Annotated in this window: 23 protein-coding genes and 1 tRNA gene; 12 read left to right on the top strand and 12 right to left on the bottom strand. The window is 68.0% G+C overall.

The window, feature by feature from the left end:
- Nucleotides 1-53: 53 nt before the first annotated feature.
- Nucleotides 54-473, top strand: coding sequence for a Rieske (2Fe-2S) protein (locus tag BM310_RS04630; RefSeq protein WP_089805053.1), 420 nt, complete (start codon nucleotides 54-56; stop codon nucleotides 471-473).
- A 42-nt stretch (nucleotides 474-515) separates the two neighbouring features.
- On the opposite strand, the gene BM310_RS21235 is transcribed toward BM310_RS04630, so the two are convergent.
- The 4 genes from BM310_RS21235 to BM310_RS04610 form a co-directional block, all read right to left on the bottom strand.
- Nucleotides 516-680: a hypothetical protein gene (locus tag BM310_RS21235; RefSeq protein ID WP_177232529.1), complete on the bottom strand. Its 165-nt coding sequence runs from the start codon at nucleotides 678-680 to the stop codon at nucleotides 516-518.
- 492 nt (nucleotides 681-1172) lie between these two features.
- Nucleotides 1173-1247 (bottom strand) — tRNA-Met (locus BM310_RS04620).
- A gap of 70 nt (nucleotides 1248-1317) precedes the next feature.
- A complete protein-coding gene (locus tag BM310_RS04615; RefSeq protein ID WP_089805050.1) occupies nucleotides 1318-1770 on the bottom strand; it encodes a GtrA family protein in 453 nt (150 codons plus the stop codon).
- A complete protein-coding gene (locus tag BM310_RS04610) occupies nucleotides 1767-2561 on the bottom strand; it encodes a glycosyltransferase (RefSeq protein WP_089805048.1) in 795 nt (264 codons plus the stop codon). Before BM310_RS04610 ends, BM310_RS04615 begins: the two co-directional genes overlap by 4 nt.
- A 177-nt stretch (nucleotides 2562-2738) precedes the next feature.
- On the opposite strand from BM310_RS04610, the gene BM310_RS04605 reads away from it, so the two are divergent.
- On the top strand, nucleotides 2739-5126 hold the full coding sequence (locus tag BM310_RS04605; RefSeq protein WP_089805046.1) for a DUF2298 domain-containing protein: 2388 nt from the start codon (nucleotides 2739-2741) through the stop codon (nucleotides 5124-5126).
- Between the two features lie 32 nt (nucleotides 5127-5158).
- Here BM310_RS04605 and BM310_RS04600 read toward each other — a convergent pair whose 3' ends face one another.
- On the bottom strand, nucleotides 5159-5422 hold the full coding sequence (locus tag BM310_RS04600; protein ID WP_089805044.1) for an HAH_0734 family protein: 264 nt from the start codon (nucleotides 5420-5422) through the stop codon (nucleotides 5159-5161).
- 86 nt (nucleotides 5423-5508) lie between these two features.
- On the bottom strand, nucleotides 5509-6864 hold the full coding sequence (locus BM310_RS04595; protein WP_245778430.1) for a PQQ-dependent sugar dehydrogenase: 1356 nt from the start codon (nucleotides 6862-6864) through the stop codon (nucleotides 5509-5511).
- 290 nt (nucleotides 6865-7154) lie between these two features.
- On the opposite strand from BM310_RS04595, the gene BM310_RS04590 reads away from it, so the two are divergent.
- From BM310_RS04590 to BM310_RS04570, 5 genes are read left to right on the top strand one after another with little or no spacing between them, the layout of a single operon-like run.
- Nucleotides 7155-7436: a 50S ribosomal protein L44e gene (locus BM310_RS04590; protein ID WP_089805041.1), complete on the top strand. Its 282-nt coding sequence runs from the start codon at nucleotides 7155-7157 to the stop codon at nucleotides 7434-7436.
- A 3-nt stretch (nucleotides 7437-7439) separates the two neighbouring features.
- Nucleotides 7440-7625 carry a 30S ribosomal protein S27e gene (locus BM310_RS04585; RefSeq protein ID WP_089805039.1) on the top strand — a complete coding sequence of 62 codons (186 nt, stop codon included), beginning with the start codon at nucleotides 7440-7442 and terminating at the stop codon, nucleotides 7623-7625.
- 24 nt (nucleotides 7626-7649) lie between these two features.
- Nucleotides 7650-8447 carry a translation initiation factor IF-2 subunit alpha gene (locus BM310_RS04580; protein WP_089805037.1) on the top strand — a complete coding sequence of 266 codons (798 nt, stop codon included), beginning with the start codon at nucleotides 7650-7652 and terminating at the stop codon, nucleotides 8445-8447.
- Nucleotides 8448-8451: 4 nt separating this feature from the next.
- Nucleotides 8452-8634 (top strand): RNA-protein complex protein Nop10, encoded by a 183-nt coding sequence (locus tag BM310_RS04575; protein WP_089805035.1) that lies wholly within the window; start codon nucleotides 8452-8454, stop codon nucleotides 8632-8634.
- A gap of 4 nt (nucleotides 8635-8638) precedes the next feature.
- A complete protein-coding gene (locus tag BM310_RS04570; protein WP_089805033.1) occupies nucleotides 8639-9394 on the top strand; it encodes a proteasome assembly chaperone family protein in 756 nt (251 codons plus the stop codon).
- A gap of 1 nt (nucleotide 9395) precedes the next feature.
- Here the strand turns inward: BM310_RS04570 and BM310_RS04565 are convergent, their stop codons facing one another.
- The 3 genes from BM310_RS04565 to BM310_RS21230 all read right to left on the bottom strand — a co-directional run bounded on the left by BM310_RS04565 (nucleotide 9396) and on the right by BM310_RS21230 (nucleotide 10965).
- Nucleotides 9396-9716, bottom strand: a complete 321-nt coding sequence (locus BM310_RS04565) for a DUF7344 domain-containing protein (RefSeq protein WP_089805031.1) — start codon at nucleotides 9714-9716, stop codon at nucleotides 9396-9398.
- Nucleotides 9717-9779: 63 nt separating this feature from the next.
- Entirely contained in the window at nucleotides 9780-10679 is a 900-nt protein-coding gene (locus BM310_RS04560; RefSeq protein WP_089805030.1) for a PhzF family phenazine biosynthesis protein, read from the bottom strand.
- A gap of 130 nt (nucleotides 10680-10809) precedes the next feature.
- A complete protein-coding gene (locus tag BM310_RS21230; protein ID WP_177232528.1) occupies nucleotides 10810-10965 on the bottom strand; it encodes a DUF7563 family protein in 156 nt (51 codons plus the stop codon).
- Between the two features lie 169 nt (nucleotides 10966-11134).
- Between BM310_RS21230 and BM310_RS04555 the strand changes: the two genes are divergently transcribed.
- The 5 genes from BM310_RS04555 (at nucleotide 11135) to BM310_RS04535 (ending at nucleotide 15655) form a co-directional block, all read left to right on the top strand.
- Nucleotides 11135-11848 carry a phosphoribosyltransferase gene (locus BM310_RS04555; RefSeq protein WP_089805027.1) on the top strand — a complete coding sequence of 238 codons (714 nt, stop codon included), beginning with the start codon at nucleotides 11135-11137 and terminating at the stop codon, nucleotides 11846-11848.
- Between the two features lie 54 nt (nucleotides 11849-11902).
- Nucleotides 11903-12385: a DUF6653 family protein gene (locus BM310_RS04550; protein WP_089805025.1), complete on the top strand. Its 483-nt coding sequence runs from the start codon at nucleotides 11903-11905 to the stop codon at nucleotides 12383-12385.
- Between the two features lie 73 nt (nucleotides 12386-12458).
- Nucleotides 12459-13415 carry an AEC family transporter gene (locus tag BM310_RS04545; RefSeq protein ID WP_089805023.1) on the top strand — a complete coding sequence of 319 codons (957 nt, stop codon included), beginning with the start codon at nucleotides 12459-12461 and terminating at the stop codon, nucleotides 13413-13415.
- A gap of 72 nt (nucleotides 13416-13487) precedes the next feature.
- Nucleotides 13488-14348 (top strand): S-methyl-5'-thioadenosine phosphorylase, encoded by an 861-nt coding sequence (gene mtnP / locus BM310_RS04540; protein WP_089805021.1) that lies wholly within the window; start codon nucleotides 13488-13490, stop codon nucleotides 14346-14348.
- A gap of 68 nt (nucleotides 14349-14416) precedes the next feature.
- Complete coding sequence (locus BM310_RS04535) at nucleotides 14417-15655, top strand: ABC transporter substrate-binding protein (RefSeq protein ID WP_089805019.1); 1239 nt, start codon at nucleotides 14417-14419, stop codon at nucleotides 15653-15655.
- Between the two features lie 135 nt (nucleotides 15656-15790).
- On the opposite strand, the gene BM310_RS04530 is transcribed toward BM310_RS04535, so the two are convergent.
- From BM310_RS04530 to BM310_RS04520, 3 genes are read right to left on the bottom strand one after another with little or no spacing between them, the layout of a single operon-like run.
- Entirely contained in the window at nucleotides 15791-16711 is a 921-nt protein-coding gene (locus BM310_RS04530) for a segregation/condensation protein A (protein ID WP_089805017.1), read from the bottom strand.
- On the bottom strand, nucleotides 16704-20300 hold the full coding sequence (smc, locus tag BM310_RS04525; RefSeq protein ID WP_089805015.1) for a chromosome segregation protein SMC: 3597 nt from the start codon (nucleotides 20298-20300) through the stop codon (nucleotides 16704-16706). Before smc ends, BM310_RS04530 begins: the two co-directional genes overlap by 8 nt.
- 29 nt (nucleotides 20301-20329) lie before the next feature.
- Complete coding sequence (locus BM310_RS04520; RefSeq protein ID WP_177232527.1) at nucleotides 20330-20830, bottom strand: DUF7518 family protein; 501 nt, start codon at nucleotides 20828-20830, stop codon at nucleotides 20330-20332.
- Nucleotides 20831-20949: the final 119 nt, after the last annotated feature.

Below are 20949 nucleotides of genomic sequence, written 5' to 3'. Positions count from 1 at the left end.
GCAGCGACCGCCGATACCGCTACCTTTGAACCGCCCACCCCCTTACGCGGGGTATGGACGACGCGCGACGCATCGTCGCCGCCGACGAGGTGCCGTCGGACGGGACGGTGCTCTTCACGCTCCGGAACGGGTCGGAAACAGTCGAAGCCATCCTCACGAAACTCGACGACGGGGCCATCGTCGCCTTCGAGAACGCCTGCCCGCACTGGACCGACGTCCGCCTCGACAAGGGGTCCGGGGCGTACGTCAGAAACGGCGAACTGGTCTGCCAGAAGCACGGCGCGACGTTCCAACGCGACACGGGGTACTGCGACTTCGGCCCCTGCGAGGGGTCGATCCTCTCGACGTTCGACGTGACCGTCGAGGAGGGCGACGTCTACCTGACCGACGACGCGTTCGCGTTCGAGGGACTCGGCGGGTCCGGCGACGACGACCTGTCGTCGGGCAGTCGAATCGACTTCACCGGCAGTTGAGACGGTCGTCGCCGCGGTTCGTGCCGGCGGACGCGCGGTCGGTCACGGTTCGGCGTACTTCTGAACCGCGAACGCCGCGAACGCGATGACGAAGACGGCGGCGGTCGGAATCTCGGTCAGGAACGCCGCGACAGCACCGACGACGATTCCGAGACTCACCATGCCCGCGTTCTTTCTCACTTCGTGACGTTCTGATATTGCAGACATACTCGATTCTCTAGTCGGGCCGGACGTAAGTGTTGACGTAACGGACGCGGATGTCGGGTGGGTGCCGTTCGGGGAGTCGGTTCGACGCCGGTCGCACCCCCCGTCGCTCTTCGAACGGGCCCGACGCGCCGGTACCGAACTCGCCGTCGCTCGGCGACGAGACGCCTCGCTCGGAGGTCGAGTTCGGCAAAACCATCGCGGGAGGTAGATTCGAACCTCGTTCGTTTCGCTCGCTGACGCTCGCGTCACTCTCTGATTCAAATCTACTCTGCGCTACGGTACCGAACTCGCCGTCACTCGGCGACGAGACGCCTCGCTCGGAGGTCGAGTTCGGCAAAACCATCGCGGGAGGTAGATTTGAACCTCGTTCGTGCCGCTCGCTGACGCTCGCGTCACTCTCCGGTTCAAATCTACTCTGCGCTACGGTGCCGAACTCGGCCGTCGCTCGGCGATGAAACGCCTCGCTTGGGGGGAGTGAGTTCGGCAAAACCATAGCGGGAGGTAGATTTGAACTACCGATCTCCGGGTTATGAGCCCGGCGGAATCTCCTGGCTATCCCATCCCGCTACATCAACGAAACCGTGGGTTACGGTTAAGGGTTGTGATTCGACCGCCGTGTGGTAGTTTCCACCTCGACTCACGCCCCAGCGATGCGCCACGTGAACACGCTCTCGGCGACGTAGTTCAGGAGCATCGACGCCCCGATGGCGAGCGGAATCGGCAGCAACTCCCAGACGTCGAACCCGAGGACGAGATAGGAGAACCCGGCCTCGCGGAACGCGCGGACGACGAGGAACTGGACGGCGAGGCCACCGCTTCTGACGACGTTCGAGGTGAGGAGTCGCCGAAGCGTCGGGAGGACTCCCTCGGCCGTCCCCGCGTCGGCGAACGTCCAGTGCTCGTTGATGAAGAACATCACGACGATGGCCACCTCCGCGCCGGCGAGTTTGGCGTACTCGTTCAGCACGTCGAACAGGACGATGAGCGCCGTCGTCGTCGTCACGTCGAACACCGCGCCGACGGCTCCCACGGAGGCGAACTTCCCGAAGCGGACGCCGGAGAGGAGGGCTGTGAGTCTGCTGTTGCTCATTCGGGAGTCTCGGCCGTCTCACCCAGTCGGTCCACGAGCGCGGGTTCGTGGTCCCGCGTCGATTCGATGAACGTGTGGAGGCTGTGCTCTTTGATGAGGCGTGCGCGGTGGCGCGAACTGAACAGCGCGCGTGCGAGTCGGTACGACGTGTCGACGGTGGAGACGGTCGAACCGGGGCGGTCCTCCCAGCGGACCGGCACCTCGACGATGCGTTCCCCGAGTGCGCCGGCGACGGCGATGAGTTCGATGTCCCACGCGAACCCGGCCTCGTAGAGGTGCGGGCGGACCGACCGCCACGCCGTCGTCGTGAGCGCTTTCGCGCCGCACTGGTAGTCGTAGAGCTGTTCGTCGAGGAGGCGGCGCGCCATCCACGCGAAGCCGTCGCCGAGGCGTCGCCGCGCGAACGTCTGGTGCGACGCGATGTCGGCCGCCGGGTGGCGTCGCGACCCCACGGAGAGGTCTGCGTCGCCCTCGACGACCGGTTCGACCACGGACGCCAACGACGGCGCGGGCGTGCTCCCGTCCGCGTCGGCGAACGCCAGCACGTCCACGTCGTCCGCTATCGCCTCGAACCCCGCGGTGATGGCCGCGCCCTTGCCGCGTCGGGCGTCGACGGCGTTCACCGTCGCCGGCACGTCCGCGAGGCGTTCGAGGGCGTCGGGGCGCGGCGCGTCGAGTTCGATTCGGACGACCGCAGGCGAGAGCGCCGACCGGAGTGCCGCGACGTAGTCGGCGAGACGTTCGAGGTCCGGTCGGTAAGCCGGGACCACGATACCGACGGAGCGAGTCATTGGGTGGAGTACCGAGAGGGAGGATAAAAAACGAATCGCTCGCGTCTCGGACCGGCGGAAACGCCGACGCCGGCGGCGGCAATCCGACGACGACGCGGCGGTCTCAGTCGCCGGCGGCGGACGCGGATACCGCATCATAAGACGTATGCCGCCCGGCTACGGTGCCTCCGGTAGAGAATGGAGTACGCCCTCGTCCTTCGTTGGTTGGTCCTCTACGCCGCCCTCTTCGCCGCCGGGTTCCCCCTCGTCGCGCGCCTCCTCCCGGGGGCGCGCGGCCGGGGTGCGGGCCTCGCCGTCCCCGCCGCGACGCTGGTGCTCACGGTGCCCGCCTACTGGGTGGGACAGGTCGCGTTCGGCCTCCCGGCGTTGCTGGCGGGCGTCGTCGTCCTCCTCGTCGCGTCCGCCCTCGCGGCCGCCGACCACGACGCCCTCCGCGCGGGTCGCCTCGAACTCGGCGTCGACGTGCCGCGGCGCGCCGTCGGCGACGCCGCCGTGGTGTTCGGCCTCTCGTTCGCGTTCCTCCTCGTCGTCCGCGCGTTCGACCCCGGCGTCTTCCCCGTCGCGGGCGAGAAGTTCCTCGACTTCGGGCTCCTGAAGAGCCTCCGGCGCGCGCCGACGCTCCCGCCGGAGGACCTCTGGTTCGCGGGCGAGGCGGTGAAGTACTACTACGGCGGCCACCTCGTGACGACGCTGTTCGCGTGGCTGACGGCGACGCCGACGCGGTTCGCCTACAACCTCGCGCTGGCGGGGTTCTACGCCACGCTGGTGACGGCCGCCTTCGAACTCGCCGCGACGGTGGGCGAGGACCACGGCCTCTCGCGGCGGGTCAGCGGCGCGTTCGCGGCGTTCTTCGTCGGGTTCGCCAGCAACCTCGTCACCGCGGGTCGGTTCGCGCTGGTGTTCCTCCCCGAGGGCCTGCGGCGACCGGTCGCGCAGATGGTCGCCGCGCGCACGGACTACACCGTCTCGGGGATTCTGGAGGGCGCCGCGGCGTTCTCCTACTGGGACGCCTCGCGGGTCATCCCCGGCACCATCAACGAGTTCCCCCTGTTCGCGTGGCTGAACGGCGACCTGCACGCCCACATGACGGGGACGCCGTTCCTCCTCCTCGCGGCCGCCGTCGGCTACGCCTACTACCGGACGCCCGAAGCCGAGGTTCGCCGGCGTCGCCTCCTCCTCTCGACGCTCCCCGTCGTCGCGGGCTGGCAGGCGATACACAACACGTGGAGTTTCCCCAGCGTCCTCGCTCTCGGCACCCTCGCGGTGGTGTTCGCCCCCGCCGCACCGTGGACGCTCGTCCCCGGACTCGCCGACGCCGGCGACCGACTCGCGGCGCGCTCTCGACTCGCCGAGGAACTGACGCGCGTCGGCGTCGCCCTCGGCGTCACCGTCGCGGGCGTCGTCGTCGCCCTCGCCGTCGCCGCGCCCTTCTTCCTCGGGACGGCCGTCAGCGGCAGCGAACGAACCGTCGAACTGCTGGGGCCCGAGATGCGGAGCAGTCTCGGCGGCCTCCTCCTCGTCCACGGCGCGTTCGTCGCCGCCTTCGGCGCGTACCTCCTCTCGCGCCTCCGCGTCCGCCGTCCGGTGTACCTCGTCGTCGGCCTCCTCGCCGCCGCGTACGTCGGCCTCGACGTCGGACTGGCCGCCCTCGCCGTCTCGGTGCCCCTCCTCGTGTTCGGCTGGGTCGCCCTCCGCTCGGACCGGCCCGTCGGCTACGAGACGGTCCTCATCGTCGCGGGTGCCGGACTCGTCACGCTGGTCGAACTCGTCTACCTCAACGAACAGGCCGGCCCCGGCCGGATGAACACGGTGTTCAAGACGTACATGCAGGTGTGGGTGCTGTGGGCGACGGCGATGGGCGTGGCCGTCCCCGGCCTGATTCGGGGCGTCCCGACGGCCGCACGGGTCACCGCGCGTGTGCGCGACGCCGCCCCGTCCGTCGCCACCGACGGCGCCGGCGGCCGGTCGTGGCGCCGCGTGGCCGCCGTCGCCTTCGCCTGCCTCCTCGTCGCCTCGACGGGCGTCTACGGCGTCGTCGCCGTCGGTAACCACGTCGAACGGGGGCCGCCCGGCGGGACGACGCTCGACGCGACGCAGTTCGTGGAGACGTCACACCCCGAGTACGCCGAGGCGATAGATTGGCTGGACGAACGCGAGGGGACGCCCGTCCTCCTCGAAGCGCCCGGGACGAGTTTCTACGCGTCGGGGACGGACGGGCGCGAGGACGTGATGTACAACTGGAACGCGAACCCGGCGTCGAGTCTGACCGGTCTGCCCACCGTCGCCGGGTGGGCGCACGAAGTCGGCTACCGCGGCCCCGACGCCTACTACGGGCGCGTCGCCGACGTGGACGCGATGTACACCGGCGACGCGGCGACGCGGGCGCGACTGCTCCGCGAGTACGACGTGCGGTACGTCTGGGTCGGTCCGGGCGAACGCGCCCGCTACGGCGACGTCTCGTTCGAGATGCAGGGCGTCAGCGTCGCCCACCGGTCGGGGTCGGTGACCGTCTACGAGGTGACGCAGGAGCGACTGCCGGCGGCGAACGGGTCGGTCGAAGGATAGTCGCGTCTCGCGGCGGGCGGGCCGGCCCGTCGTCAGGCCGAGGCGCCGCGGTCGGAGACGACGGTGATGGCGTCGGCGTCGATGGTCTCCACGTCGAGGAAGTGCGGGACGAACTGGCGCTTCTCGAACGCTTCGCGTTCGTCTTCGGTACCGACCGTACACCACAGTTGGGGGGTGTCCGGACCGTGGTAGTCACCCTGCCGGTCGATGGAGAAGCAGATTACCTCCTCGCCGTCGAGTTCGATGGTCGCACCCCGCCGGATGCCGGGGTCGCCGCGGATGATGACCTTCTTCATGCCCGACGCTTCGGCCAGTCGCGGCTTAACGGCTTCGGAGACGGTTCGGCGCGGGGGGCGGCGCGGTCGGTCGACGGCGAGAGCGGTCAGTCGGCGGCGGAGCCGAACCGATACACCCGCCCCGACCCCGGCGCGAACGCCGTCGTCAGGACGTACAGTTCGCCGTCGGCGTCGCGGCCGAACGACAGGACCGACTCCGCGAACGGGTCCGCCCCGGGCGTCGAGGGGTCGAGCGTCGCCATCGGCCACAGGTCGCCGGAACGGTCGCTCGGCGTCGCGACGAACAGCGAGCCGAGCAGGTCGCCGAACACGTACCCGCCCTCCAGCGCGGGGACCGCTTCTCCCCGGTACCTGTAGCCCGCCACGACGGCCGCGCCGAGTTCGGTCCCCTCGCGCCGGTGGGGGTAGCAGACGACGGGGTCGACGAGGGGGTCGCCCGCCGGCGTCGTCGTCGGACACGCCGGGTACGAGCGCTTGCCGCCCGTCAGTTTCGCGAGGGCTGCCATCGCGAGCCGATTGCTGAAACACCGGGAACCCTCCCGCACGTTCCAGCCGTAGTTCCCGCCCCGCCGCACGCGGTTTATCTCCTCGAACCGGTCGACGCCCACGTCGCCGACGTACAGGTCGTCGCCGTCGAACGACATCCGGTAGGGGTTGCGAAACCCCCACGCGTACTGCTCGTCGAGTCCGCTCCGACCGACCAACGGGTTGTCCGGGGGGACGGCGTACGGGTCCGCGTCCGCGTCCACGTCGATGCGGAGGACGCTCCCGAGGAGGTTGTCCGTCAGGTTCTGTCCGTTCCCGCCGCTGTTCAGCAGATACCAGTCGTTCGCGTGCCCCCGACCCCCGTCGCCGGTGCCGTGGTTGCCGTCGCCGACGGCGACGTAGAGGTGGCCGTCCGGACCGAACTCGACGGCCCCCGCGTTGTGGTTCCGCCCCGGCTGTGGAATCTCCAGAATCGTCCGCTCGGACCCCGGAACCGTGTCTCGGAGGTCGGCCGTCGCGGTGAACTCCGCGAGGACGAACGTGTGGCTGTAGCCGGACGGCGTGCCCGGCCGTCGCGGTGCGCTGTAGCGGACGTAGTACCGTCGGGTGTCCGTAAACTCCGGGTGCAGTGCGAACCCGAGGAGCCCCTGCTCCCACGAGACGGGTTCCATCATCCGGTCGCTGACGTCGAGGAACGGGTCGGATCGGACGCCGTCGCCGTCGAGGAGGTGGACGCGACCGGTCTTGTCGGCGACGTACCGCTCCGGTCGCCCGGGGACCGACTCGAACGCCAGCGGCTGGTCGAACCCGGTCGCGACCGGTTCGAGGCGAACCGACGGCCCGGTTTCGAGCGCACTCGTCGCCGGCCGGTTGCTCCCCCAGTTCGTTCGCCGATTCGCCAGACCGCCGGCCAGCACCGTCCCTGCGATGCCGCCGAGCAGCGCCCGCCGTCTCATCGTGACATAGGCCTCGGGTCGGCCAACGGCGGTTTGGATGGTAAGTATGCGGTCCATTACCGGCGCGACCGACGAGTATGGAACTGATACGGCGGGGCGTCGCTCACCTCGGTCGTCGAGTTCGGTCGGTCGCGCCCGGTCGGTCGCCCCAGTCGGTCGCGCCCCCATGAACGCCGCGGGCGCGGAGCGGCGAGCGGGTACGTGAAACCTCACCACGGCGGTTCGTGCGGCGTCCGCGAACCAAACGGGTTTTAACGGGCCGTGTCGAAACACGCACAAGGTCGATATCTATGCAGATGCCACGCCGATTCAACACGTACTGCCCGAACTGCAACGGGCACCACGAACACGAGGTCGAGAAAGTCCGAACCGGACGTCCGACGGGGATGAAGTGGAACGCCCGTCAGACCCGCCGCGGAAAGGCGGTCATCGGGAACGCCGGGAAGTTCTCGAAGGTTCCCGGTGGCGACAAGCCGACGAAGAAGACCCACCTGAAGTACATCTGCTCGGACTGCGGCAAGGCCCACATGCGCGAGGGCTGGCGCGCCGGCCGACTGGAGTTCCAGGAGTAACTCATGGCGGGTAACTTCTACCTCGTTCAGTGCACCGACTGCGACAACGAACAGGTCGTCTTCGGCAAGGCCTCGTCCGTCGTCAACTGCGCCGTCTGCGGGACGACGCTGGCGACGCCGACCGGCGGTGACGCCGAGATTCACGGCGAAGTCGTCGAGACGGTCGAACGACGCTCTGCCGAGGCGTAAGCTCCCCTCTGGAGGTATTTACAAATGAAGTACAGCGGTTGGCCCGACAGCGGTGAACTCGTCGTCGGAAAGGTCGACGAGATAACCGACTTCGGGGTCTTCGTCGACCTCGAAGAGTACGAAGACAAGCGCGGTCTCTGCCACATCAGCGAGGTCGCCAGCGGCTGGATCAAGAACGTCCGCGACCACGTCCGCGAGGGACAGACGGTCGTCGCGAAGGTGCTCGACGTCGACACGGGGTCCCAGCAGATAGACCTCTCCATCAAGGACGTCAACGAGCACCAGCGCAAGGAGAAGATCCAGGAGTGGAAGAACGAGCAGAAGGCCGACAAGTGGATGAGTCTCGCGTTCGGCGAGGACGTCTCCGACGAGGAGTACAGCGCCATCGCGAACGCCGTGCTCGCCGAGTACGAGACGCTCTACGACGGCTTCGAGCAGGCGGCCATCCACGGCGCGGCCGCCCTCGACGACGTCGACCTCGACGACGACGAGGTCGAGACGATAGTCGAGACGGCCCGACAGAACGTCTCGGTGCCGTACGTCAACGTCACCGGCTACGTCGACATCCGGTGTCCGACGGGCGACGGCGTCGACCACATCAAGGAGGCGCTGAAGGCCGCCGAAGGCGACGACGTGCCCGAGGAGATTCAGCTCGAGGTCACCTACGTCGGCGCGCCCGAGTACCGCATCAAGGTGCGCGCGCCCGACTACAAGACGGCCGAGACGGCGCTGGAAGACGCCGCCGGACGCGCGAAGTCGGTCATCGAGGCCGAGGGCGGCACCGGCGACTTCCACCGCGAACGGCACGAAGACGACGAGTAGGACCGTGAAGTCGGACATCCGGGTCTGTAGCGCGTGGCGCGACGCGCACGAGCGGCCCGTCTACACGCTTTCTGACACCTGTCCCGACTGCGGCGCGGACGCCGTCAACAGCGCGCCGGCTCCGTTCAACCCCGAGGACCCGTACGGAGAGTACCGACGCGCTCTTAAACGCCGCGTTCGGGAATAGGGGCATGGAAGATATCGAAGTGGAGACGCTCGCGGAACCGGACCTCCGTGACCCGGTCCTCGTGGAGGGACTGCCGGGCGTCGGTCACGTCGGCAAACTCGCCGTCGAACACCTTCTCGAAGAACTCGACAGCGAACCCGTCCGGTACGTCTACGCCGACGAGTTCCCACCGCAGGTGACGCTGGACGAGGACAGCGTCGCGGAGTTGGCCCGCGCGGAGTTCTACGCCGTCGACGCGGGCGACCGGGACTTGCTCGTCCTCACGGGCGACCACCAGGCGCAGTCGAACGCCGGCCACTACCACCTCACGGACACGTTCCTCGACGTCGCCGAGGAGTTCGGCGTCGAGGAGGGGTACGCCCTCGGCGGCGTCCCGACGGGCGAACTCGTGGACGAACCGACCGTCCTCGGTGCGGTGACCGACGCCGACGACGCGGCGTCGCTCGAAGACGCCGGCGTGGAGTTCCGCGAGGACGAACCCGCGGGCGGCATCGTCGGCGTCAGCGGCCTCCTCCTCGGACTCGGCGAGCGTCGCGGCCTCTCGGTCGCCTGTCTGATGGGCGAGACCAGCGGCTACCTCGTGGACCCCCAGAGCGCTCAGGTGGTGCTCGAAGTGCTGCAGGAGGCCATCGGCTTCGAAGTCGGCTTCGAGTCGCTTGAGGAACGCGCCGAGGAGATGAAGGAGGTCGTCGGCAAGATTCAGGAGATGCAGAACCAACAGCAGGGGATGAGCGACGACGACCTGCGGTACATCGGCTGAGCTACGCCGTCTCGAACCGATTCGCGAGGTCGAGTCCGTCGGCCACCACGTCGGGCGCGACGGTGAGTCGTATCGTATCGCCGTCACGTTCGACGAGGTCGGCCTGTTCCAGTTTCGGCAGGTGCACGTGGACGAGGTTCAGCCTCGCCACCGAGGGCGAGTTCAGCCCCGACTCGTCGTCGGCGACGAGCCTCGACACCAGCGCGTCGAAATCTATCTCGTCGGGGCCGTTCGACGCCGGAGAGAGGTACGTGAGGATGCGACGCCGTACCGCGTCTGCGAACGCGACGAACCGCTCGTTCACGATGGCGTCTCGTGTCACTACGTAATCAACACAATCCCGAATGTATTATATCCTGATATTGATGGTACGTATCTGGTACCGTCAGGCTTCGAGAATGTCGTCGTCTTGGACCGGGGGAATCGAGAGCGACCCGTCGAGGGCGGTGACTGCCCGGCCGCCGACTCGGACGTCGGTATCGACGCGGACTCGGACCTGACCGGGTCGGTCGACGAAGTGACCCTGTTCGAAGACCATCTCGTCGGGGACGTCGCCGTCGAACGCGTCGACGTGGCGGAGGTACGCGCCGCAGGCACCGCTGGCGGTGCCGGTGACGGGGTCTTCGGGGATGCCGATACCGGGGGCGAACATCCGCGCGTGGAGCGTCGAGTCCGCCTCGAGGGCGTCGAAAGTGAAGACGTACACCCCGGCGACGTCGTACTCGTCGGTGAGAGCCTCGACGGCGGGCAGGTCCGGGTCCGCGCCGCCGAGATGTTCGAGGAAGTTCACGGGGACGACGAGGAAGGGGAGGCCCGTCGAGGCGACGGCCGGCGGGATGGACGCGCCCACGTCGCGGAACGCGGCGGGGTCGACGCCGAGGGCGTCGCCGAGTCTGTCGTAGTCCAGTTCCACGCGGTCGACGCTCGGCGCGTCCTGCGTCATCCAGACGGTGCCGTCGGCTTCGACGTCGACGTCGAGGACGCCGACGTTCGTCTCGACGGTGTGCGTGCCGGCGTCGACGACGCCGTCGCGGTGGAGGTGCGCGTGCGCGGCGATGGTAGCGTGCCCGCAGAGGTCTATCTCGCGCGTCGGCGTGAAGAAGCGAAGTCGGCGGTCCGCACTGCTCGACGACTGGACGAACGCCGTCTCGCTGACGGCGAGTTCTCGGGCGACGGCCCGCATCTGTTCGGTCGCGAGGTCACCGTCGGGGACGACGCCGGCGGCGTTGCCGGCGAGCGGTTCGGCCGAGAACGCGTCGACGAGGAGCGTACGACGAGTCTGCATAGAGCCCTCGACGGCCCTCGCGGGTAAGAATCCCGGCGGTTCGAGCGAGTCCCCTCCGCCCGTCGCCCTCCCACCGGCGACGGCTTCGGGACCCGGACGTCGGCGTCTCGAACGGCGACGGACGGCGGCGTCACTCCGTGGCGACGCCGGGGCGGGACGCCTCGCCCTCCATCACCTCGCGCATGTTCATGCACGAGGGGCAGCCGAACACTTCGTCCTCGGTGTCGCCGAAGACGCGCACGAAGTCACGGGTCACGAACTCGCCGCAGTTGTTGCAGGTGTACATGGGTCGTCACATCCTGTTGTATGTTGGCATACAACATGGTCGTATAAAAGTATGTGCTCGGTAGCGGATAGGTAGGGGTCGTGAAACGTCCGTCGAGTTGACGAGCGCGAGGCGAGACGGACACGTTAAAGGGGGCAACGCCCCGTTCGTGTAGTGGTGAACGAAGCCCATGGGCGACCTCCCCGACGAGTTTAACTGCACGATCACGAACTGGGAGTATATCTACGGCCGGTGCCGCGACGTGAGCGACCAGGTGAAGGCCGCCGAATTCGAACCGGACGTGGTCGTCGCACTCGCGCGCGGCGGGTGGTTCGCGGGCCGGTGCATCTGCGACTTCCTCGGACTGGACGACCTGACGAGCCTGAAGATGGAACACTACGTCGGAACGGCCCAGAAGTCCGGCGAACCCGAAGTGCGCTACCCGATGCCGGAGGGCAGCGTCGAGGGCAAAGACGTGCTCATCATCGACGACATCGCCGACACCGGCGGGTCCATCGAACGCGCCTACGAGTACGTGACCGAACGCGACGCGGGCGAAGTCCGGACGGCGACGCTCCAACTGCTCCAGAGCAGCGAGTTCGAACCCGACTTCGTCGGCGAACGCCTCGAAGAGTGGGCGTGGGTCGTCTACCCGTGGAACTTCATCGAGGACATGATCGACCTCACGACCGGCGTCATGGAGAAGGCCGACCGGGAGACGTTCGACGTGGAGTCGGTCCGCCACTTCCTCGCGGAGTACCACGACGTCGACCGCATCGAGATGGAGATAGCCCAGCCGAACCGGATGAGCGAGGTGATGGCCGAGATGGAACGCCGCGGCTACGCCGAGGCGACGCCCGACGGCGAGTGGCGACTCGTCGAGAACGACGGCGTCGGCGCGTGACGTGACGAAGGCGCGCACTTACTACCCGTCCCCACGAAGCGGGGACGAGAGACCGTGACCCAGCGTTCGAGCCCCGTCGACCGCTTCTTCTGGTCCCGACACGAGAACCCCGGGAGCGTCTGGACGCTGGTCGGGGCGTATCCGATGCTGGTCCCGAGCGTCTACCGCCGGGACCGCCGACTGCTCGTCGGAACGCTCCTGTTCGTGGCCGTGAACCCGTTGCTGTTCTCCCCGCCCGCCGACGACCGAGCGTGGGCCACGCGCGTCGTGCGCGGCGAACGGGTCTGGCTCGACCGGGGCCTCCGTTCGTCGCGGCCGGAGACGGCGTTCGCGGTACTCGCCGCTCCGGTGTACCTGTACACGCTCGGGGCGGCGGCCGCGCGAAGACCGGTCCGGACGGCACTCGGGACGGTGGTCTCGGTGGTCGTCATGCTGGCGTTCTTCGACCGGATGGTGCGACTGTACGAGGACGCGAGCGAGGCCGACGACCCCGGTACCGACGCCACCGCGTCGGGAACCGGCGACGACGGGGAGTGACGGAACCTCGTCGACTACGGGTAAGCCGCGCCGTCTCCGAAGCGTTTGAGAGCGTGCCGGGACAGACCCGAACGTGGCTTCGCTACTCTCTATCTTCGGCACGGCTATCCTCCCGATACTCGCCGTCGGGGCGGTCGGGTTCGCCCTCGGTCGCACCAAGGACGTCGACACCGACCCGCTGAACACCGTCGTCGTCTACGTCCTCGCGCCCGCACTCGTCCTCCACAGTCTCGCGACGACGACGCTGGCGGGGTCCACCTTGGTCGGCATCGTCGCGGCGGTGACCGCCTACCACCTCGTGATGATAGTCGTCGCCGAGGGCGTCGGCCGCCTCCTCGGGGAGACGGACCCCCTCTTGAGCGCACTCGTCCTCGTCTCGGCGTTCTCGAACTCGGGCAACTACGGCATCCCCGTCTCGAACTTCGCGTTCGGCGACGCGGGGCGGGCGACGGCCGTCGTCTTCCTCTCCGTGCAGGGCGTCCTCATCTACACGCTCGGCGTCTTCATCGCCTCCCGCGGCGGCGGGAGCGGCGGACTGGCCGGCGCGAAGCGCGTCTTCCGGATTCCGCTCGTCTACGCCGTCGTCGCGGCCCTCCTCGCGCGGGGACTCGGCGTCGTCCCGCCCGCCGACTCGACGGCGATGGTGACGCTGAAACTCGTCGGCGACGCCTCCATCCCGCTGATGCTGCTCATCGTCGGCGTCCAACTCTCGCGGACCGACGTGGGCGCGACCCTGCGCGAAGTCGGCGTCGCGACGGCGCTGAAGATGGTCGTCGCCCCGGTGGTCGGCCTGGGAGCCGTCCTCGCCGTCGGCATCTCCGACCCGACGGTGGCGAAGACGGTGGTGCTGGAGACGGCGATGCCGGCGGCGGTGACCCCCATCATCCTCGTCGCCGAGTTCTCCGAGGGGACGGTGTCGGGCGTCCCCGTCGCGCAGTTCGTCTCGACTGCCGTCTTCGTCACGACGCTGGTCAGCGTCCCCCTCCTCACGGCGGTCATCGCGCTACTGGAGACGGGACTGCTGTTCTGAGCGGCGTGGCACCGACCCGCGCACCCGCCGCGACCCGCCACGTTTTACGTCCTCTCCCCCGCAGGGACGAGTATGACCATCGGGTTCATCGGTGGCAGCGGCATCTACGAGGCCCTGCCCCTCAACGACACGCGCACCGTCGACGTCGAGACGCCGTACGGCGAACCCTCCGCACCCCTCACCGTCGGCGAGTTCGGCGACACCGGCCGCGAAGTCGTCTTCGTCCCGCGGCACGGTCCGGACCACCAGCGCTCGCCGACGACGCTCCCGTACCGCGCGAACGTCTTCGCCCTGAAGGAGATGGGCGTCACGCACGTCCTCGCGTCGAACGCCGTCGGCAGTCTGCGCGAGGACCTGCCGCCGCAGACGCTCGTGATTCCCGACCAGATATACGACCGGACGAAACACCGCGACCTGACGTTCTTCGACGAGGACGTCGTCGTCCACCAGCCGTTCGCCGACCCCTACTGCGAGGAACTGAACGAGATTCTCGCCGACGCCGCCGAAGACGCGACGGACGCGGACGTGGTCCGCGGCGGCACCTACGTCTGCATCGAGGGGCCGCAGTACTCCACGCGCGCGGAGAGCGAGTTCTACCGCGAACAGGGCTGGGACGTCATCGGGATGACCACCATCCCGGAGGCGAAACTCGCCCGCGAGGCGGAGATGGCGTACGCGACGGTGACCGGCGTCACCGACTACGACGTCTGGAAGGAAGACAGCGAAGTCACCCTCGACGAGGTGCTGAAGAACGCCGCGAAGAACGAGACGGCCATCAAGGAGACGGTGGAGGCGGCCATCGAGGCCATCCCCGAAGACCACGAGTGTCCGTGTCACACCTCGCTGGAGGGGACCATCAACACCCCCGACGAGGCCATCCCCGAGGACGTGAAGTCCGATCTCGGCCCCCTCATCGGCCGCTACGTGGACTGACCGCCCGGAACGCGCCGTTTCACGCGAACCAGAACTCATTTACCTCTGTTTAGGCCTACCTAAAACAGATGGCCGACACACCCACGCGGAGAACGTATCTGAAGCGGACCGGCGCCCTCGTGGGCGCGGGACTCGTCGCCGGTTGTTCCGGCGACTCCGACGCGACCACCGAGACGAGTTCGCCAGCGACCGACTCCGAGACGGCGACGACCGAGGCGGTGACGGCCGAGCAGACCGAATCGGAGACGGCGACGGCGGAGTCGAACTACGCGACCGAACTGGCGCCGGTCGGGAGCGTCACGCTCGATTCGCCCCCCGAGAACGTCTTCACGCACTTCCCGTGGTTCCCGGACATGGCCAGCGCACTCGGTCGGGGAGACACCGTCAACAGTCTCTGGTGGGAGGGAACCGCCGCAGGCCTCGACTACTTCACCGCCGAGTTCGACGGCTTCGACGTCGAGTGGGCCGACGAGGCGACCGAGTACGGCTTCTCGAAGGAACGGCTGTACGAACTGGACAGCGACCTCCACCTCGTGGACCCGGCGTGGGTGACGACGCAGGACAACTGGACCCGGGACGACGTCGACGAAGTCGCGGACAACGTGGGGCCGTGGCTCGGGAACTACTACAGCAGCTATCACGCCAGCCCCCCGGACGAGTGGGCCGACGAGTACGAGTACTACACGCTGTGGGAGACGTTCGGCCGCGTCGCCGCCCTCTACGGGGAGCGCTCGCGGTACGAGGCGCTCGCGTCCGTTCACGACGACCTCCTCGAGACCGTCGAAGACGGGCTCCCGGCGGAGTCGGAGCGGCCGACCGTCGCGTACCTCTCCATCTCGGAGGACCTCTCCTCCATCTACCGGCTCCGTCTGAACGCCCCCGGCTACTGGAACTCCCACACCCGCCCGCTCGGCGCGACGGACGCGTTCGGCGGCGAGGAGTTCTCGGGGCCGTTCGCGCAGGTCGACATGGAGGCGCTGGCGGAGGCCGACCCGGACGTCGTCCTCGCGCTGTGGACGGTCACGGACACGTTCGACTTCGGAACGTTGACGCAGAACCTCGAAGACGACCCGGTCGGCGGGGAACTGACCGCCGTCCGGAACGGCCGGGTGTACCCGCAGGGGACGCGGTGGCAGGGGCCGCTGATGAACCTCTTCCAACTCGAGATGACCGCCAAACAGCTCTACCCCGACCAGTTCGGCGCGTGGCCCGAGTACGAGAGCGGCGACGACTATCCCGAGTTCGGGGCCGGCGAGCAGTTGTTCGACCACCGACGGGTCGCGGACGTCCTCGCGGGAGACGTCTGACGGCGTTCTCGGCGGGTCGCTCGTAGCCGTTCGGGTCGAGGCGGAACCGGCCACGAGGACGCCGGCGAGTGCGGCGAACGGGAGCGAGACGACACGGCGCTGACGGAACAGAGGGACCCCACTCGGGCGGCCGGTTCAGTCGGCGATGGCTTCGACCGCTTCCTCTTCTTCTTCGGTCTCCACGCCGTCGTCGCCCGCGTCGTCGGGGTCCACGGCCTCGGGGTCCTGCACCCACAGGTCGCCGAACAGGTCGTCCTGCTGGAGGCGGACGACGCCGCGGTGCGAGAGGAACAGAAGCGAGAGGTACGTCGTCACCGGCGTCGTCGTCACCGTCCGAATCTCCGCGTACAGCACCTCGTCGCGGCCGTTGCCGTACTGTTCGCGGAGCGCGGCCTCGACGTCGGCTATCGAGGACTCGATGTCCTCGGTGTGGGCCGTCCCCGTCACGTCGGCGGCCGTCGGTTCCTCGTCCGCGCGCAACTCGTCCGCGGAGCGGTAGTCCAGCGTCTGCGTCCCGCGACTGTACCCGCGCGGGGAGTCGGAGGTGTCGTACTCGCGGCGGCGCTTCCACCACGACTCGCGTTCGGCCTCCCGGAGTTCGCGGACGAGTTCGTCCAGCGTCTCGGGGTTGCCGCGGGCGTGCTTGCGCTCCAGTCGGCGGTCCATCTCGGCTTCGAGGGCGTCCACCGGGTCGAAGCCGCCCGGCCCGCCGTCGTCGCCGCCGGCCATCTCGCCGCCGCCCTCCAGCGCCATCTCCCACGGTTCCATCTCCGGTTCCTCCTGCTCGGCGTCGGGTTCCAACAGCGCGTCGGACTTCATCCGGAGCAGGACTGAGGCGTAGAACAGCGCACGCCCGGATGTCCGCAGGTCCGTCGCGTCGAGGCGGTCGAGGAACGCGTCCGTCACCTCGACCACGTCGATGTCCCACGGGTCTATCTCGCCCTCCTCGGCCAGTTGGACGAGCAGTTCGACGGGTTCGACCTCCGAGTCGTCGCCGTCGGGGACGTCCACGTCGTCGGGCATCACCGCCTCGCGGACGGGCGCTCCCTCAGTCATCGGCCGTCGCCTCCGTGGCCTCCTCGTCCTCGTCGTCGCTCAACTGGATGCCGGTCACCGCGCTCACGTTGTCGCCCTGCATCGTGACGCCGATGACGCGTTCGGAGCGCTCCAACAGCGCAGAGCGGTGCGAGACGACGACGAACTGCGCCCGTCCCGCCAGGTCGTCCACCATCTCGCCGACGCGTTCGGCGTTGGCGGCGTCGAGGAACGCGTCCACCTCGTCCAGCGCGTAGAACGGCGCGGGGTTGTGCCGCTGGATGGCGAAGATGAACGCCAGCGCCGTCAGCGACTTCTCGCCGCCGGACATGGCGTCGAGTCGCTGGATGGGCTTGTCGCCGGGTTGGGCCTTCATCGTCAGCCCCTCCTCGAACGGGTCCTCGGGGTTCTCGAGGTGCAACTCGCCGGTCCCGTCGGAGAGGCGTTCGAAGATGTCGGTGAAGTTCTCGTTGATGGCGTCGAACGCCTCCATGAACGTCGCCTTCTTCTGCGCCTCGAACTGCTCGATGCGCTCTTGGATGCCCTGCCGTTCCTCGGCGAGGACGTCGCGACGCTCCTGCATGTCGTCGAGGCTCTCCTGCACCTCGTCGTACTCGTCGATGGCGAGCATGTTGACGGGCTCTAACGACTCCATCTTCCCCGTCAACCGCTCGATGTTCTCCTGCACCTCGTCGTGGTCGGGTATCTCCTCGGGGTCGTAGTCGCCGACCTGCGATTCGAGTTCGTCTATCTCCCACGCGAGGCGTTCGGCGCTCTCCCGAAGGCTCTCGACGCGCGACTCCACCCGGTCGACCGCGTCGCGTTGCTCGTCGCGTTCGGACTTCGCCTCGCGCACGTCCTCGCGGAGGTCCGAACGCTCGGCCTTCAGCTCCTTCAACTCCGCTTCGAGGTCGGAGACGGCCTCGCGCTTCTCTTCGAGGACGGCCTCCTTCTCCTCGATGGCCGCCTCCGCCTCGCCTATCCGGTCGCGGGCGTCCGCCTTCCGCTCCTGTGCGCTCTCGACCGTCTCGTTCAGGTCCTCGATGGCGTCCTCGGCGTACTCCTGTTCCAGTTGGAGTTCGTTGAGGCGGCCGTCGAGTTCGTCCATCCGGTCCTCGCGCTCTTCGATGTCGGCGCGAATCTCGTCGGCCCGCGCCGTGAGTTCGGGAATCTCCGAGTCCGCCAGTTCGGCCTCCAACTCGTCGATGTCCGACTGCACGTCCGCGATGTCGGCGTCGACGGCGTCGATGTCCTCGTCCAGCGACTGCATCTCCTCGTCCACCTCGGCGCGCTTCTGGCGGAGTTCCTCGATGCGGTCTTCGAGGCGCGTTATCTCGTCTTCTCTCTCCTCGACGCTTTCTTCGGCTCGTTCGATGTCGGCTTCGACCGACCGGACCCGGTCGGCGGCGTCAGAGGCCTTCTCGCGTGCGTCGTCGAGCGTGGACTCGACCTCGCGAATCTCCTGTTCGAGGTCGCGCCGGTCGTCTTCGAGGTCCGAAATCTCGACGGCCAGCCGTTCGAGTCGGCCCGACCCGGACTTCGAGAACGAGTAGCGAGAGCCGCCGCCCGAACCGCCGGTCATCGCGCCGGAGCGCTCCACCAGGTCGCCGTCGAGCGTCACCATCCGGTAGTCGCCCATCAGCGACCGGGCCGTCTCCATGTCCTCGACGACGAGCGTCGAACCGAGGACGTACGAGAAGATGGGCTCGTACTCGGCGTCGTACTCCACGATGTTGCGCGCGAAGTCGACGACGCCGGGGCGGTTCGGTTTCGACGGCAGTCCCCGGTCGTCCATCTTCGTGATGGGCAGGAACGTCGCCCGCCCCGCGTTCCGGGACTTCAGGTAGTCGATACAGGAGGAGCCGACGCCGTCGTCGTCGACGACGACGTGCGCGAGACGCCCGCCGGCGGCCGTCTCACACGCCGTCGCGTACTCGCCCGGCACCGAACCGAGTTGGCCGACGGTGCCGTGGACGCCCGACTGTCCGGAGTTGAGGATGGTCGTGACCGCCCGCGGCCACGACGTGTCGCCGTTCTCGCCCGCGCGGGCCTCCAGTTCGGCGTACTCGGACTGCTTCGAGCGCAGGTCCTCCTCCACCTCGTCGAGGTCGGATTTGAGCGCCGAGCGGTCCTCGCGCAGGTCCTCGATGACGCCGTCTATCTTCGCCTTGTTCTTCTCGGCCTTGTCGAGTTCCGAGTGCAGGTCCGAGAGCTTCGCCTTCAACTCCGGCAGTTCCTCGCGGACCTCGGCTATCTTCTCCTGCGTCTCCGAAATCTCCGAGGAGCGTCGTCGGGTGTCGTCGAGGAGCCGGTCTTTCTCGCGCTGGAGGTCGTTCTTCTCCGTCTTCAGTTCTTCCAGTCGCGACTTCCGCTCTGCGAGTTCCTCTTTCAGTTCGTCGAACTCGGTGTCCACGCTGGCTATCTCGGCCTCGACTTCGGCGAGTTCGGTCTCCTTGGACTTGATCTCGGATTTGACCGACGCCTTCTCGACCTTGACGCCGCGGATGTCGTCCTCGACGTCGTCTATCTTCTCCTGCTTGCGGTCGAGTTCGACGAACGCCTTCCGGCGTTCGGTCTCGGCCTCGTCGATGCGGTCCTCGGCGGCCTCGATGGCGTTTTCGAGCCTGTCTATCTCGCCTTTGACTGACTCTATCTCCGATTTGATTCGGAGCTGTTCGTCCTCGCCCTTCCGCTCTATCTCCTTCGAGAGTTCCTCTAACTCGGATTCGAGGCGAGAGACCCGACCCTGTCGCGTGTCGAGTTCCTCGCGGAGCGATTCGAGCTTCGTCTCTTTCGCCTCTGCCTTCGACTCCGTCTGCTCTAAGTCGGCGCGCTTGTCCTCCAGTTCGGCGGCCTTGAGGTAGCCCTCGTACTCCTCGCGTTCCTCGCGGAGCGACTGGTACTTCAGCGCCGTCTCGCGTTCGTCTTCGAGTTGGTCGAGGCGGGACTGCTTCTCCTCGATTCGCAGGTCCGCCTCGTCGATTCGCTCCTCGACGGCTTCGAGTTCGCCGAAGGCGTCCTCCTTCTTCGCGTCGAACTCGGCGACGCCCGCTATCTCGTCGACGATGCCCCGTCTCTGGTACGGGGTCATGTTGATTATCTCGGTCACGTCGCCCTGCATGACGACGTTGTAGCCCTCGGGCGTGATTCCGGCCTGCGCGAGGAGGTCCTGGATGTCCGAGAGGTTACAGGAGCGGCCGTTGAGGTAGTAGTACGAGTAGTAGTTGTCGTCCGTCTCCTTCACGCGGCGCTTGACGCGTATCTCGGACACGTCGCCCACGTCGTCGCTGCCGGCGGCGTTGACCACCTGCGAGCGGTCGAGTTTGCCGTCGGAGTTGTCCAGGACGACGGTGACGCTGGCCTCCTTCGTGCCGCCGCCGCGGCCGGCGTCGTCGCCGGCGTGTCCGGGGTTGTAGATGAGGTCCGTCAGTTTCTCCGCTCGGATACCTCGCGTGCGCGCGAGGCCGAGCGCGAACAGCACGCCGTCGATGATGTTCGACTTGCCCGACCCGTTGGGGCCGGTGACCACCGTGAAGTCCTCGTAGAACGGGATTCGGGTCTTGCGCCCGAAGCTCTTGAATCCGTCAAGGACGAGCTCTTTGATGTGCATGGGTTGCTCGTAGGGGCGGAGCCACCCAGTTACGCGACGATGATATCGCTGTCGTCTTCGGCCGACTCCGCCTCGTCCTCACCGTCGGCTTCGTCGGACTTGACTTCGTCGTCCGCGGGTTCGTCCGGTTCCTCGGTCGTCTCGACCGGCGGTTCGGTCGCGTCCGCGTCGGCGTCCGCGTCGATGAAGCTCGCGTCGTCGGAGGGCTGTTGGGACGTCGCGGCCCGGGACTGCGCCTGTGCCGGCGACTCGCGGAGGTGCGGGTCGCTCTCCTCGTCGGCCTCCTCGGCCCCTCGGCTCTCGTCGGTACCGGCCCGTTCGGTCTGTTCGGTTCGCTGCGGTTCCGCGTCGGCGTCCGGTTGGGAGGGCGCGTGGCCCACGGGGCGGGTCCCCGCCGTGAGGTCCACTTCGACCTGGTCTTCGAGGAGACGAACGCGCTCTTTCGTCTCGACCAGTTCCTCGGTCAGGCCGTTGACGGCGGCCTGCAGTTCCGCGACTTTCGACTCGAGTTCCTCCACCCGGTTACTCATGCGTGTATTCCCCGGCCGCTTACACATAAACGTACGTCAGACATACAGACGCGATGTGACAGTTGGGAGTCACGACGCGGCGCGGTCCGGCGGCGGCGCGCCGGTCCCCCGTCAGTTCC

Source organism: Halogeometricum rufum (assembly GCF_900112175.1).
Classification (GTDB): domain Archaea; phylum Halobacteriota; class Halobacteria; order Halobacteriales; family Haloferacaceae; genus Halogeometricum; species Halogeometricum rufum.
The sequence above is the reverse complement of the archived record's forward strand: the minus strand, read 5'-3'. Positions and strand labels throughout refer to the sequence as shown.